Origin of the sequence: [Borrelia] turdi (assembly GCF_008828755.2) — a bacterium.
Taxonomy (GTDB): Bacteria; Spirochaetota; Spirochaetia; order Borreliales; family Borreliaceae; genus Borreliella; species Borreliella turdi.
This window is the reverse complement of sequence record NZ_QBLM01000001.1, coordinates 637,651-651,399: the sequence shown is the minus strand read 5'-3', so window position 1 is coordinate 651,399 and position 13,749 is coordinate 637,651. Positions and strand designations below refer to the sequence as shown.

Here is a 13,749-nt window from a genome sequence, read left to right as displayed (position 1 = left end):
CCTCTAATTAAACTTTTTAGTAATAGAATATACTCTCACAAGAATTTTTGAAACAACCTCCCAATATTCTCTTGGAATCTCTTCGTTAACATTAACATTAGCATAAAGCGCTCTTGCAAGCAGCTTATTTTCCATTAAAGGAATATTATTTTCTCTTGCAATTTTTTTAATTGTAAGAGCTATTTCATCTTGACCTTTTGCAAGCACCTTTGGAGCTAGCATCGTTTCGCTATCCCACTTAATAGCAACTGCAAAATGTTCTGGATTTGTAATTACCACATCTGCTTGAGGAATGGCTACTCTTAAATTAGTGCTTAAAACAACCCTCATTCTCTCTTTTATTCTAGATCGAAGTAAAGGATCACCTTCCATTTCCTTTCTTTCCTGCTTTACCTCTTCTTTTGTCATTTTCAGGCTCTCGATATACTGAGACCTTTGAAACAAATAATCAAACACTCCAACAATTGCCAAAAACATTACTGAGAAAAAACATATCTTATAGGCAAGCACCAACACAATAGAAATCCCAGACTGGAGAGTATACTCTGAAAGCTTAGAAATTTTGCCTATATTGTTTTCTATAATAAAATAATATATCAAGCATATTATAACAACTTTTAACAAACTTTTAAACAAATTGAAAAAAGCTCCTGAGGAAAAAAAAGAATTTTTTGCCCATCTGGAAAAATTAAAACTAATTTTATCCCACCTTGGCTCCAAAGATTTAAAAGTAATAAAAAAGCCTACTTGAATAATATTAACAAAAAAATTAACAGCTAAGGATGCAAAAAAAAATAAAACGACATACCCCATAATGGATCTAATATATGCAAAACCCATAGCATAAACACTAATACTCATAACTTCAGGAAGCTTGCTAGCCTGCTCTTTAAAAACAGCTACTAAATCTAAAGCAAAATAAGAAAGCATAAAAAAAAACAATGACAATAATAACAAAAGACTAACAGCAGTATTAATTTCAGTGGACTTTAATACCCGTCCTTCTTCTCTTGCTTTTTGTTTTTTCTGATCAGTAGGTAATTCGGTTCTTCCCTCATCATCTGCAGAAAAAAAATCAAGGGGAATATACCAACTTTTAATTAAAAGCTCATCTTTTATCATTATTTTAAAACTCTAGAAAACAATTTTAAAAAACCAGCAAGAGAATCTAAGGAAAGTTCAATCACTTTTTTTGAAGATATTGCTAAACTTGAAAATCCAATATATAAAATTAACAACCCTAAAAATAGCGAAGTTGAAAAGCTAATTATTAATAAATTAATCTGGGGTGATGATTTTGAGAGTATTCCTAATACCAGATAAAAAAGTAAAAGCAACGCCAATATTGGAAACGAAATTAATAAAGCTTTTTCAAAAAGAAATCCAAAAGACATAAGTAAAAGCTTGATAAATTCTGAATTTCTAATATTAACCAAATGCTCAACCCTAATATTCAAAACAGAATCATATATACCAATCACAAAAAAACGAAGTAAAAAATCGCTTGATAAGAACAAAAGCAAAAATAAATAAGCAAAAATTTGAGAAATAATCATGCTATCTTCTTCTGAGAAAACATCAAAAATATTTGCATAAGCAAGCCCAATTTGATTAGAAAAGAAAAATCCAACTAAATGAAAAACATTGAAAATTATACTAACAAAAAATGCCTGAATAAGGCCCAAAATAGCCTCTCCTAATAAAATTAGGGAAAAAGAAAACATATTGTCTAAAGGATAAATAATTTTAATCTTTTCAACAACAATTATAGAAAGAATTAAGGAAAAGAAAAAATTAAAATATCCAATTTTTATTGTTGAAAAAAATGGAGAAAATTTTAAAAACATAAAAATTCTAACCAACACTGGTAAAATTGTAAAAGATTTTAAAACTAAAAAATTCAAATTCAAAATTTCATCCAAATAATACATTTTAAGTCATAAATTAAACATTTTGCAATTGATTAAAAATCATATAGGTAAACTGCATAAGCTTATTCAAAATCCAAGGACCAAAAATCACAATAGTTAAAAGTATAACAATAATTTTTGGAATAAAACTTAAAGTTTGATCTTGAATTGAAGTAATGGCTTGAAAAATTGAAATCAAAAGACCAACTATAAGAGCTATAATCAACATTGGAGCTGATAAAATAATAATGTTTTCAATAGAAATTCTAATTAAGTAAAGAATGTGTCCTGCAGTCATTACATCCCCTTACATAAAACTTTTAATAAGACCACTAGTAATTAAAGTCCAGCCATCTACCATTACAAAAAGAATCAACTTAAAAGGTAAAGATATCATTACAGGGGGTAACATTATCATGCCCATAGCCATTAAAACAGAAGCAACAATGATGTCTAAAACTATAAAAGGTAAAAATATTAAAATTCCCATCTTAAAAGCTACTTTAAGCTCATGCAAAATAAAAGCTGCAATTAACACGTGTGTTGGCACTTCGCTAAAATTTTTTGGTCGATCATAACTGCTAATACTCATAAATAATCTAATCTCTTCATGACGCCCATCAGACATCTGTTTGTACATAAAAATTCTAAGAGGAGCAATTCCTTTATTATAAAATTCATCAAAATTTATTTTTGACTCTTTAAAGGGCAAATAAGCTTGCTTATATATAACATTAAAAGTTGGCCACATAGTAAAAATAGTTAAAAATAAAGCCAATCCCATTACTATCTGAGTAGGAGGAGATTGTTGAAGAGATAAAGCACGCCTAATAAAATCCAAAACTATAGATATTCGCAAAAACGAAGTCATTAAAACTAAAAATGCTGGAGAAAGAGTAATAATGGTTAACAGAATCAAAAGTTGCAAAGAAAAAGCTATCTCTGAATTGCTAATATTTTCAAAATTTAAAAACGGGAAACTAAGACCTTTAGTAGCTTGCAAAGATTTTGTTTGGGCAAAAGACAAACTTGTTACACTAAAAAATAAAAAAAAATTAAAACACTTTCTCAAAATAAACCCTCTAAAATTTTTTTAATCTATCTTGTTTATCCTTAAGCGAAGTCTCAATTTTCTTCTCAAGTTTAACATAATCATTCCTAGAAAAAGGAATCTCTTCTTTTTTGAGCAACATTTTCTTAAAGATTGATTTAAAAGAATCTTTCTTAATAGAATTATTACTTTTGCTAAGTCTAAATTTTAAATCTTCTAGCTCTTCTTCAGATTTAACTTCTTTAAGCAAAATAGAAGAATTGCTAGAAACTAAAAATATGTAAACATTGTCTAATATATTTATAATTCTTATTGAATTTTTGACATCTATCTCGTAAAAAACAAGCTCCTTAATTAAATCAGAATTTTGTTCGTATTTGCTTTTTTTTGAATAAAAAATCAACTTCTTAAATAAGAAAAATATAAAAAAAGCAATAAGCAAAAATAAAACTATCTTAACCAAATCAAAAACATTAAAAAGAGAAACGGGCTGAACTCTATTATTGTTAGCAAGATTTGTTTTATCCTCTTCAAAGATTGGTAAGCTAGATTCATTTTCTAAATCAGTAGATATTGAATTTACTTGCTCTTGTGAATTAGCATATGTAAAAAAATTAGAAAACGCTAAAAAAACTAAAAATAAAAATTTATTATTCATTTTTAGTTTTAATTATCTCAGTAATTCTAACTCCAAAATTCTCATCAATTACAACTACTTCTCCCCTGGCAACTATTTTACCGTTTACTAAAATATCTACAGGCTCACCAGCAAGTTTATCAAGAGTAATAATCGTACCCTCAGACATACCAAGTATATCCTTTATTTTGCGCTCTGTTCTTCCAAGCTCTACAGTAAGCTGCATAGAAACATCCATTAAAAGCCCAAAATTACTAGGATCAACTCCTTCTGGCAAAGTATCAATTAAATCGGGAAGTTTAACCCCTTTTATTTCTGGCTTTTCTACACTATCACTTTTTTCATCTACACTCATAATTTAACCTCTTAATAATTTAAACTATAATAAAAAAAATAACTATCACTCAACCTCTTCTGTAAGCTCTTTTAACAAATCAAAACCTTTTATATCTCCAATTTTTTCTGTAATTTGTACTGAAACTTTATTTCCCATTAAACCCATTCTGCATTTAAACTTTTCTTTAGTTCCAACTTTTAAAGTTAAATCTTTATTTATTAGAGAAGATTCAAGATTTAAAACATCCCCTTTGTCAAGCGATAAAATTTCTCTTACTTTAAGTTTAACTTCTCCTATTTCTGCTATCAAAGGCATAGCTGTATTTTCCAGCTTTTCGCGCAAAGCATCAAGATTCTCACTAGTAGTGCCAACCCCAATCAAAGAATGCCAATATCTTGTTGACAATTTTGAAACAATAGGTTCTATAGTAATATAAGGCAAACAAAAATTCATAAGCCCTTCCACTTTTCCTATTTTAACCTCAAGAGTTACTAAAATAATCATTTCTGTAGGGGGGACTATTTGAGCAAACTGTGGATTGACCTCAATATGCCCAAATCTTGGCCTTAGATCAACTACTTGAGACCAAGCCTCTCTCATATTAGCAAGTATACGAATAATAACGCTTTCCATGACAGACTGCTCAATTTCTGTTAAATCTCTACTTTTATCTTTAATCGTATCTCCATCTCCCCCAAAAAGCCTATCTACTATAGCAAATGCTATGGTTGGATCAACCTCGAAAATAGCAGATCCTTTAAGGGGATCCATATTTATTATTGCTAAAGTTGTAGGATTGGGTATTGACCTAATAAACTCTTCATAGGTTAATTGATCAACTGAAGCCACATGAACATGAACCATTTTTCTCAAAAGAGCAGAAAGTGAGGTAGTAGTGTACCTAGCAAATGCTTCATGAAAACTCGAAACCGTTCTGACCTGCTCTTTTGAAAATTTATCTGGCCTTTTAAAGTCATAAATTTTAACTTTTTGCTTTTTGCCTGTAGGGCTAGATATAACATTAGAAAGGGATTCGTCTAACGATAAACTCTCAGATGAGTTAATAGACTCTAAAAGACTATCTATATCATCTTGAGATAAAGCTCCTGGATTGTTTGCCATTTAAAATTCCTTTAAATTTATTACATATCAAAAATATCAATTTGAGTTAATGCTATTTCTTTTATTTCTCCATTTCTAAGAATACTATTAATTCTTGCCTTAATTTCTGCTTTTATTTGACTTTCATTTTTTATTTCTTGACCAGTTCTTTGGCTAAAATATTCTCTAATAATATCTTTCAAGCGCACTTTTTGTCTTCCAAGCTCATTGAGAATATTAACATTATTTTCTGCATATCCTAAAGCAAGCTTTACAACAAAAGTTTTTGGAGGAACATCTAAAGTATTACCTCTAATCTCGTCTATACTTTCATACCATATAAGCATAGGCGGCTTTCCCAAGTATTCATTAGAAAAAACCGGAAAATCGCTAGGAGCTCCACTTTGGCTTACAACCATTTTAGATACAAAGTAAGAAACAATTATCATTATCGCAACAGTAAATATTCCTATCGCAAGTATCTGTAAAATTTTTATTATAATATCAGGCAATAAACCGCCTTTTCTACTAACATTAGAATCCCCTATGTCTAAATTTTCATCATCCTTATTCGGCATAATAAAATCCCTCCTATTAATTTCTTATTTATAGTTAAAAAGAATTATTACTGCTTAATCTCCTTAGGAAAACTTAAAGATGCATCCGTAGTAATCAATATATCAATTCTTCTATTATAAGCTCTGCCCTCAGGAGTATCATCTGTTGCAATAGGTCTGCTTCCGCCAAAACCAGACACTTCAAATTTATTTTCAATGCTTTTAACATTAGATTCATCTAAATAGTTCAAAATATGTTCTAGCATATTAACAGATCTTGCAACCGAAAGATCCCAATTGCTTTTCCAAGGCCCATTTACATCAGTATTAATATTATCTGTATGCCCTTCTATTTTAAAATTATATCCTCTAGAGCTTAAAACCCCAATAAAAGATGCTATTTTTTGAATAGAATCTCTATTGTCTTCAAGCTTAACATCTGCACTAGCAGAATCAAAAAATGCGTCTGCTGCAAGAGATATCACAATGCCTCTCTCTTCCTGTCTAACCATAATATTTTTAGACTGGATTTTTTCAATAAATTCAATCATAGATTTATTTTTAGCAGTCTGAGATGCTTGCTTATTGCGTACAGTAGAAGGTAAAGACATAAAACTATTGCTCAGATAAGATAATTTATTAAAATCTAAAGTTTTACCGCCTTTAAAAAATCCTGCACCAGTGAAAGAAGCAGACATTATCCTTATTACATTTTCTTGAAAAATAATATCATTTAATGAAAACATTGTAACAAAAAATACAAGTAGCAAAGTAACCATATCTCCATAGGTCAACATATAATCTGGTGATCCTTCATCACATTTTAAAGGCTTTTTAGTTCGCAAGGCCATTATTCACCCCCAATGCTACTGCCAAGATGACTACGATCTTTGGGAGTTAAAAAAGTCATTAATTTTTGCTCTAAAATCCTAGGATTATCTCCGGACTGAATTGACAAAACCCCCTCAATTATCATTGTCTTTACTGCAGCTTCCTCAGAATCAATTTTCTCCAACTTAAGTTGAACAGGAATAAACATTAAATTTGCCATTATAGTTCCATAAAGAGTTGTAATAAGAGCAACAGCCATAGAAGAACCAAGCGCAGACTTGTCCTCTAAATTACCAAGAAGAGCTACAAGTCCAATAAGAGTCCCCGTCATACCAAAAGCCGGGGCAAGCTTTGCCCAAGTCTTAAAAAGTTCTGAACCAACTTTATGCCTTTCTTGCATTTGATCAAGCTCTAAATAAAGCATAGTCCTAATTACCTCAGGATCTGCACCATCAACAACAAGCCTCATTCCTGACTTAAAAAATGGATCATTAATTTGTTCAAGCTCATCATCAAGAGATAAAAGACCTTCTTTTCTAGCCTTTTCTGAAAGTTCTACTAATATTTTTATAATAGAAATCTTAGCATAAGAATTCCTTCTAAAGAAAAATCCCAAATACGTTGGAATTTTTTTTACAGCAATAACTTCTGAAGAAGCCATAAGAGCAGAAAAAGATCCAACAACAGTAATAAAAACAGAACTTAAATCCCAAAAAACACCAAGTCCTGTAGGAGTAAATGCCATGGAAATTAAAATAGCTCCAAATCCAACTCCCCACCCAATTATACTAGCTAAATTCATAATTCAACTCCCCCATTTCCTTCTCCTACGATTTTTTCAAAAGAAGCAACCTCTTTCCTATATAGCTTAATTCTATTGACCACCTCTTCAACTTTTTCTTTTACAATTAACTTCTTACCATTCATAAGAAGAATTGTAGTATCAGGATTAGCCTCAATACTTTCAATATGACAAGGATTTAAATAATATCCATAACCATTAAGCTTAGTTACAAAAATCATATATTAAAAAATAATCTTAGCTTAATTTTTTAATCTTACAAGTTCTTGCAATAATTGATCAGAAGTAGTAATAGTTTTGGCATTTGCCTGAAACCCCCTTTGAGTCACTATCATATCTGTAAACTGTTCTGCAAGATCAACATTAGCCATTTCTAAAACACCAGATCTAATATCGCCAAGCCCAGCAAGTCCAGTTTCACCTATTCTAACCTGACCTGAATTACTTGTTTCTACAAAATTAGTATCGCCTGATTTTGCAAGTCCTCCGGGATTCATAAAAGAAGCAAGAGCAATCTTGCCAAGATCTCGCCTTATACCATTTGAATAAACACCAACTATAACACCATTTTGATCAATTTCGTAATTTTCCATATATCCCATGCCATATCCATCTTGAATAATAGCCTTTGTAGTACTAGAATCAGCAAACTGAGTGATTGAATCGGTGTAACTTCCAACTGTTCCTAATTTCAAATTTACAGTTTGCTGCTCGCCAACTTCTCCTACATTTGCGCCTAAAACATTAAATGTTATGGGGATTTGGAGAATATCTCCTTTTTGACTTGGTTGCCCATTTAAAGATGCCAATGCTCCTTCATTATCAAACCCAAGTGTAAAATTTGAATTTTGCTCACCATTTATTAACACTGTTGCATTCCATAAATTAGGAGTATTTAGATCTTTTACAATTCTAAGTTCAAGAACACTAACATTTCCAAAGCTATCATACAATGACTTATTGACAACCCAAGTTCCACGTGCAATATCCGCTGAACTTGCACCTTCTTGAATTACAGGTAATCTCTTATCAAGATTGCAGGCAAAAGTAATGTTTTTGGTAGATTTTGCCCCCTCTTTATCTCCAATAGGAATAATTAGATCTTCAACATCAGAAGCTGTATTGATAACCTTTTCACCTTCTAAATCTCTTGCCATCCAACCTTGAATTCGCATTCCATTTGCAGGATTTACAAGATGTCGATCAGAATCTACATCAAAAGCACCAGCTCTTGTATAAAACCAATTCTCACCGTCTTTTAAAATAAAAAATCCATTACCACTAACCCCAAGATCAGATGCTTTTTGGGTACTTTGAAAAGCTCCTTGAGTGTGAATAGTGTCAATTGAGGCAACATTCATACCTAATCCAACTTGCTTAGGATTAGTCCCACCACGAGAATCAGTAGGACGAGAAGCTCCAGAAATAGACTGAGATATCATATCCTGAAAATTTACTCTTCCCTTTTTAAATCCAATTGTATTTACATTAGCGATGTTATTTCCAACAACATCCATTCTTGTTTGATGATTCTGGAGACCAGAAACACCAGAATATAAAGATCTCATCATATAATTAGTCCTCCAAACCTACCGACAATATATTTTTATATACATAATAATTACCATTAACCATAACTTGGGGTATTGCTCCGGTCTTAATGCTTGTGACACGACCTTCAACGATCCCCCCCCCATCAACACGCTGAAATTTAATTACTTTACCCAATAAATCCAAATCTCTTCTTCCTTCTAAAGAAGAAGACAATTTTTCAAATGATTTGCTCATATTGGTCATTTGCTCAAGAGCCGAAAATTGCGCCATTTGAGCAATAAACTCTTTATCCTTCATTGGATTTGTAGGATCTTGATACCTAAGTTGAGTAACGAGTAACTTTAAAAAATCATCCTTGCCAAGATTAACTTTATTGGCTACATTGTTAACCTTAAAATCTGATTCTTTTTTAATTTTACTACTAATAGTCAAATTAGAAACATTTTCAACGCTATTCATTTTACTCATTTAGCTCCATCCTCTAAACAATTAAATTAACATTTTTATCCAAATCGAAAGAAAATTCAACTTCTTCTTCAATTTGAAAAAATTTATTATAACCAAAATGGAAATTTTGATCTTTAGGGTCATCTTTAAAATTTTTAGAAAAAGAATTTAAATTCTCACCTGCAAGAAAAAGATTCAAGCTAGCATTAAAACCACTCTCACCAAGCATTTTATTTAATGAATGCATATTTTGGTCAAAAAGCATTTTAACATTTTGATTGTCCACCACAATCTTTCCCAATAAATTATTATTAGAATCAAGGTTTAAATTAATTCGTATGCTACCAAGCTCTTTGGGCTTTAAAACCAACTTGATCTCTCCTGTATTATTCGATTTTAACACAACTTTAGCTTTATCCACAATATTTTTATTAATCTTAAGGTTCCACTCTGGCTTTAAACTGCTAACAAAATCAAAATTATCAACCTCTTTAGAGTTTTTTATGTTATAATTGACAAATTCTTCAACAAAACCTTTTAAAGAGTCGTCCGATATTTCTTTAACCTTATACTTGCCAACAAAATTTTGACTATCAATTGAATTTAAACTAAACTTTAAAAAAACAAAATCATTATGATCACTATTATTCTTCTTAAAATTTTTCACATCAATGTTAATAACATTTTTTTCTTCCTTTTTATCATTCAAGCTTATCTGATTATAATAATCATTAATCAAGGAAGTTGAAAAATTAAAACCCAAAAAAGAACTTAAATCATCAAACGCCAAACAAAGTCTTTCAATTTTTTCAAAAAATTTTTCTTTATTTAAAAAATCAAAATTATCAAAATTGAATGATAGATTTTCTTTAATGCTATTTAACCCTTCAAAATCTAAAAAAACATTCATTTTAGAAATCAAGGATTCCAGGTCAGAAACAAAAGCCTCATTTTCAAGTTTTTTTAAAAAAAAGGATTTGTTTAAGGTCGATTTTTTTAAATTTTTAGAAATAAGCCCATTATCTTTAAAAAAATTTAAAAAATCAAATATCATTAATTTTAGCTTTGATAATTTTTTAGATTCAGAAGAAATAATATTTAAAAAAGAATTTGCATTCCCTCTAGATTCTATTTTAGATACATTTAAACTTAACCCTTTAACTGTATTCAAAAGATTAAATTTATTGTTATAAGCTTTACTTAAATTTAATAAATTACTCATATAAGCACTACTCCAATGAACTAACAGACATTTTTCTAATCAATATAGCAGCTTTTTTAGAATCCATAAGAGACAGCCAATAAGGAACAATTGATAGCCGACCTTCTTTTTTAGAAACCTCTTCAATTTTCCGCATATAAGATATAGCAAGCTCAGGATTTAAATCCTCAAGTCGCTTAACAGCATCTTCTGGCGGCATATTCATTAAATATACAGCTGTTTGTAAAATATTTGCTTCCTCGTCATTATATTTATTTATAATGTCATCTATTACCTTTTGTTTCAAATCCAAATCTTTCTGCTTTTGCTTAAGCTCAAATTCAAGCTTATTTAAACTGTCTTCTTTTAACTTTAGATCTTCTCTTAGCTTTTCAATTTGCTGATTCTTAATATCAATAGCCTCTCTTTCCTTAATAAGTCTAGCTTCATCAAGAATTATATTAGAATTATGATTAAAAGCTAGAGAAGTTTCTCCTAAAAACTTAGTTCTTACAAAGTCAGGGAAATATCTCTTAGTATTATACATCCCAAGAAAATCAACAAAGAATAATATAAAGAAAAATAAAATAACAATTAAAAATAACAAAAAAAATGCCCTAAAAAAGAACGATAAAAAATTATTCACTTTCAATCCTCAGATTTTGACAAACTTTATAATTTATATGCTCATCTAGCAGTAAGCTTTCCTTCTTTTCTCTATCTTTAATTATAGAATCATTTAAGGTTTTTATTAATATCTTAATCTTTTTTTCATCCCTATATTTATCCACATAAACATCATAACACTCATTATGATACTTTTTAAGTTTTTCAAGAATTTTAAAATTTTGTTTTTTTTTATAATTCAAACAGTCTATATAACCTCTTATGGAAAGATTATCAAAGCTATTCAAACTTTTTAAAAGATTCGGAATCCCATCTGAAAATTGATTTATTTTTGAAATTTCCTTATTTACATTCATTAAGTCTCTCTCACTTAACTTTCGATAATAAATTCTAATGGTCAATATTTTATTAAGCTTTTGTTTTCTAAAGTTTAAATCATTCAAGATAATATTTCCCTTATTTCATCTTCTAAATTTTCAAAATCAAATGTTTCATTTATTCCTTGAGAAATAAAATCAATAATCTTGGGATACCTAGAAATTGCAAAATCAACATCCTTATTAGATCCTTTGAGATAAATTCCTGTTCTAACAAGATCTTCATAATCTTTATAAACAGATAATAAATTTCTAGCTTTCATTATTAATTTTTGTTTTTCTAAACTTATTATTCTATGAATAGATCTTGAAGTTGAACTAAGAATATTTATTGAAGGATAAATTCCTCTATCAAACAAATCTCTGTCTAATATAATATGACCATCCAAAACAGCTTTAATATTATCAGCCACGGGTTCTGCAAAATCATCTCCCTCAACAAGAACAGTATAAAATCCAGTAACGCTTCCTCCATTACCATTAAAACCTGATCTCTCAAGTAAAATTGGAATTTCAACAAAAACAGAAGGCGGATAACCTTTAGCCACTGGGGGCTCTCCTAAAGAAAGAGACATCTCCCTTTTAGCATTTGCAAACCTAGTAATAGAATCAAAAAGCAAAACCACATCTTTACCTTGCTCCCTAAAGTATTCTGCTATCATGGTAGCAACATAAGCTCCCTTATACCTTGATATGGGCGATTCATCAGAAGTTGAAACAACTAAAACACTTTTTTTTAAACGCTCTTCACCAAGTTCATGTTCAATAAACTCATTAAGCTCTCGACCTCTCTCTCCGATAAAAGCAATAACATTTACATCTGCATTTGAATTTTTTGCAATCATACCAAGCAAAGTAGATTTGCCAACGCCAGCCCCAGAAAAAATACCAACTCTTTGTCCTTTTGCAACTGGCAAAAATCCATCAAGAACTTTAACTCCTGTTAATATTTGCTCTTCAAAAATACTTCTATTGATTGGGTTAATTTTTTCAAAAATTAACTCTTTATATCTATTGTTTAAAAATGCCCCTTTATTATCAATAGGCCTACCAAGAGAATCAATAACTCTTCCTAAAAGCTCATCACTAAGATTTATTTCTAGCCCTTTATTTAAAGAATAGACTTTATTTCCAACTTCAATCCCACTAAATCCTTCATAAGCCATAAGACTAACATAAGGACCATTAAAGCCTAAAACCTCAGCACATACCTTTTTATTATTTCTTTGATCAATTAAACACAAATCTCCAACAGCACACTGAGGTCCCAAACTTTCAACTAAAAGACCCTTTATTTTTTGCACCCTACCAACAAAAGAAACAGCTTCAATATCATCTAGTTGTCTTAAATAATTTTCAAAAAAATTGCTCACTAAAATTCCTTTAGATACTTAACTTAATAAAGAAAAATTTTTAAACTTTTCTTCTATTTTATCAAGTTGAGAAGAAATGCGCGCATCAATTTCTCCAAAATTAGTTTCAATTATACAGCCACCTTTACCTATGTTGGGATCTTCTATTATTTCTAAATTTTCTATAACATCAAATCTAGAAATAAAATCGCTTTTTTTATGTCTAACAATATCTAAATCATCAAGATTTACACGAATAGTAATCTGTGTTTTATCTTTTACCCTTTTTAACACCTCATTAACATTTTCTAAGACAATATCTTTTTGAGAATCCGTAATTCTCTTAATAACCTTAATTGCAATTTGCATAACAAGACTTACTATTTGACCGCCCGAGGATTCAAGAATACTTTTCCTCTCGACTATCAAAGATGCTACTATGCTATTCAACTTTCTCATAACTTTGTCAAAATCCTCAAAACCACTTTCATAGCCCTTACTATATCCTTCTTCTCTGCCTTTAGCTGTTGCTATCTCAAGATCCGTTTTTAATTTTCCTTCATACTCTCTTGCCAACCTTTCAATCTCAGCATTAGATTCAGCCTCAATAGACTCCTTCTTATAAATGGCTTCTCTTTGTAAAAGATCTGCCTCCTGCTTGGCTGCCTCTAATACTTCATTGGCTTTTACCTTAGCCTCTTCAATAAGCCTTTTAGATTCAATTTGGATCTCTTCTTTAGCAAGTTCTTGCCTTTTAGCAAGCTCCTCTTCAAGTCGTAATTTTTCATCTCTTAAAAATTGCAATTCTTCTTTAAGATCGGCAATTTTACTTTCTATGTCGTAAACCTTGCCTTCCTTTTCCTTAATTTCCAAAGATTCAAAAACAGGCTTTGCTATCTCAACAAATTCAAACTTTACTGAATTATCAACTTCTGATGATTTATATAAAACCTTAGGCAAACAAA

At 30.1% G+C, this 13,749-nt stretch carries 18 protein-coding genes; all 18 read right to left on the bottom strand.

Annotated elements, in window-relative coordinates; all coding sequences use genetic code 11:
- Positions 1-3: 3 nt before the first annotated feature.
- From flhB to fliH, 18 genes are read right to left on the bottom strand one after another with little or no spacing between them, the layout of a single operon-like run.
- On the bottom strand, positions 4-1,122 hold the full coding sequence (gene flhB, locus DB318_RS03060) for a flagellar biosynthesis protein FlhB (protein ID WP_151059942.1): 1,119 nt from the start codon (positions 1,120-1,122) through the stop codon (positions 4-6).
- On the bottom strand, positions 1,122-1,910 hold the full coding sequence (gene fliR, locus DB318_RS03055; protein ID WP_151059943.1) for a flagellar biosynthetic protein FliR: 789 nt from the start codon (positions 1,908-1,910) through the stop codon (positions 1,122-1,124). The genes flhB and fliR overlap by 1 nt, the downstream gene beginning before the upstream one ends.
- 34 nt (positions 1,911-1,944) lie before the next feature.
- A complete protein-coding gene (gene fliQ, locus DB318_RS03050; protein WP_038628195.1) occupies positions 1,945-2,208 on the bottom strand; it encodes a flagellar biosynthesis protein FliQ in 264 nt (87 codons plus the stop codon).
- A gap of 9 nt (positions 2,209-2,217) precedes the next feature.
- Positions 2,218-2,982: a flagellar type III secretion system pore protein FliP gene (gene fliP, locus DB318_RS03045; RefSeq protein ID WP_151059944.1), complete on the bottom strand. Its 765-nt coding sequence runs from the start codon at positions 2,980-2,982 to the stop codon at positions 2,218-2,220.
- Between the two features lie 10 nt (positions 2,983-2,992).
- A complete protein-coding gene (locus DB318_RS03040) occupies positions 2,993-3,619 on the bottom strand; it encodes a flagella biosynthesis regulatory protein FliZ (RefSeq protein WP_151073455.1) in 627 nt (208 codons plus the stop codon).
- Positions 3,612-3,953, bottom strand: coding sequence for a flagellar motor switch protein FliN (fliN, locus tag DB318_RS03035; RefSeq protein WP_151073456.1), 342 nt, complete (start codon positions 3,951-3,953; stop codon positions 3,612-3,614). The genes DB318_RS03040 and fliN overlap by 8 nt, the downstream gene beginning before the upstream one ends.
- 45 nt (positions 3,954-3,998) lie before the next feature.
- On the bottom strand, positions 3,999-5,057 hold the full coding sequence (gene fliM / locus DB318_RS03030) for a flagellar motor switch protein FliM (RefSeq protein ID WP_151059947.1): 1,059 nt from the start codon (positions 5,055-5,057) through the stop codon (positions 3,999-4,001).
- Positions 5,058-5,077: 20 nt separating this feature from the next.
- Positions 5,078-5,614, bottom strand: a complete 537-nt coding sequence (gene fliL, locus DB318_RS03025) for a flagellar basal body-associated protein FliL (protein ID WP_151059948.1) — start codon at positions 5,612-5,614, stop codon at positions 5,078-5,080.
- A 47-nt stretch (positions 5,615-5,661) separates the two neighbouring features.
- The gene (motB, locus tag DB318_RS03020) at positions 5,662-6,444 is read right to left on the bottom strand and encodes a flagellar motor protein MotB (RefSeq protein WP_151074278.1); all 783 of its coding nucleotides are present in this window, start codon (positions 6,442-6,444) and stop codon (positions 5,662-5,664) included.
- Positions 6,444-7,226: a motility protein A gene (locus DB318_RS03015; protein ID WP_151059950.1), complete on the bottom strand. Its 783-nt coding sequence runs from the start codon at positions 7,224-7,226 to the stop codon at positions 6,444-6,446. The genes motB and DB318_RS03015 overlap by 1 nt, the downstream gene beginning before the upstream one ends.
- Positions 7,223-7,447 carry a flagellar FlbD family protein gene (locus DB318_RS03010; RefSeq protein ID WP_151059951.1) on the bottom strand — a complete coding sequence of 75 codons (225 nt, stop codon included), beginning with the start codon at positions 7,445-7,447 and terminating at the stop codon, positions 7,223-7,225. Before DB318_RS03010 ends, DB318_RS03015 begins: the two co-directional genes overlap by 4 nt.
- Before the next feature lie 21 nt (positions 7,448-7,468).
- Positions 7,469-8,797 carry a flagellar hook protein FlgE gene (gene flgE / locus DB318_RS03005; RefSeq protein ID WP_151074277.1) on the bottom strand — a complete coding sequence of 443 codons (1,329 nt, stop codon included), beginning with the start codon at positions 8,795-8,797 and terminating at the stop codon, positions 7,469-7,471.
- A 4-nt stretch (positions 8,798-8,801) separates the two neighbouring features.
- Positions 8,802-9,248, bottom strand: coding sequence for a flagellar hook assembly protein FlgD (flgD, locus tag DB318_RS03000; protein WP_151059953.1), 447 nt, complete (start codon positions 9,246-9,248; stop codon positions 8,802-8,804).
- A 13-nt stretch (positions 9,249-9,261) separates the two neighbouring features.
- Complete coding sequence (locus DB318_RS02995; RefSeq protein ID WP_151059954.1) at positions 9,262-10,449, bottom strand: flagellar hook-length control protein FliK; 1,188 nt, start codon at positions 10,447-10,449, stop codon at positions 9,262-9,264.
- A gap of 7 nt (positions 10,450-10,456) precedes the next feature.
- Complete coding sequence (locus DB318_RS02990) at positions 10,457-11,074, bottom strand: periplasmic-type flagellar collar protein FlbB (protein WP_151059955.1); 618 nt, start codon at positions 11,072-11,074, stop codon at positions 10,457-10,459.
- The gene (locus DB318_RS02985) at positions 11,067-11,498 is read right to left on the bottom strand and encodes a flagellar protein FlbA (RefSeq protein ID WP_151059956.1); all 432 of its coding nucleotides are present in this window, start codon (positions 11,496-11,498) and stop codon (positions 11,067-11,069) included. The genes DB318_RS02990 and DB318_RS02985 overlap by 8 nt, the downstream gene beginning before the upstream one ends.
- Positions 11,495-12,805, bottom strand: a complete 1,311-nt coding sequence (locus DB318_RS02980) for a FliI/YscN family ATPase (protein ID WP_151073462.1) — start codon at positions 12,803-12,805, stop codon at positions 11,495-11,497. The genes DB318_RS02985 and DB318_RS02980 overlap by 4 nt, the downstream gene beginning before the upstream one ends.
- 18 nt (positions 12,806-12,823) lie before the next feature.
- Complete coding sequence (fliH, locus tag DB318_RS02975) at positions 12,824-13,744, bottom strand: flagellar assembly protein FliH (protein ID WP_151074276.1); 921 nt, start codon at positions 13,742-13,744, stop codon at positions 12,824-12,826.
- Between the last annotated feature and the right edge of the window lie 5 nt (positions 13,745-13,749).

Excerpts from the sequence above, each read along its gene's own strand:
- flhB (WP_151059942.1), bottom strand. The coding sequence starts at position 1,122 with ATGATAAAAGATGAGCTTTTAATTAAAAGTTGGTATATTCCCCTTGAT.
- fliQ (WP_038628195.1), bottom strand. The coding sequence starts at position 2,208 with ATGACTGCAGGACACATTCTTTACTTAATTAGAATTTCTATTGAAAAC.
- DB318_RS03040 (WP_151073455.1), bottom strand. The coding sequence starts at position 3,619 with ATGAATAATAAATTTTTATTTTTAGTTTTTTTAGCGTTTTCTAATTTT.
- fliN (WP_151073456.1), bottom strand. The coding sequence starts at position 3,953 with ATGAGTGTAGATGAAAAAAGTGATAGTGTAGAAAAGCCAGAAATAAAA.
- fliM (WP_151059947.1), bottom strand. The coding sequence starts at position 5,057 with ATGGCAAACAATCCAGGAGCTTTATCTCAAGATGATATAGATAGTCTT.
- fliL (WP_151059948.1), bottom strand. The coding sequence starts at position 5,614 with ATGCCGAATAAGGATGATGAAAATTTAGACATAGGGGATTCTAATGTT.
- motB (WP_151074278.1), bottom strand. The coding sequence starts at position 6,444 with ATGGCCTTGCGAACTAAAAAGCCTTTAAAATGTGATGAAGGATCACCA.
- DB318_RS03015 (WP_151059950.1), bottom strand. The coding sequence starts at position 7,226 with ATGAATTTAGCTAGTATAATTGGGTGGGGAGTTGGATTTGGAGCTATT.
- DB318_RS03010 (WP_151059951.1), bottom strand. The coding sequence starts at position 7,447 with ATGATTTTTGTAACTAAGCTTAATGGTTATGGATATTATTTAAATCCT.
- flgE (WP_151074277.1), bottom strand. The coding sequence starts at position 8,797 with ATGATGAGATCTTTATATTCTGGTGTTTCTGGTCTCCAGAATCATCAA.
- flgD (WP_151059953.1), bottom strand. The coding sequence starts at position 9,248 with ATGAGTAAAATGAATAGCGTTGAAAATGTTTCTAATTTGACTATTAGT.
- DB318_RS02995 (WP_151059954.1), bottom strand. The coding sequence starts at position 10,449 with ATGAGTAATTTATTAAATTTAAGTAAAGCTTATAACAATAAATTTAAT.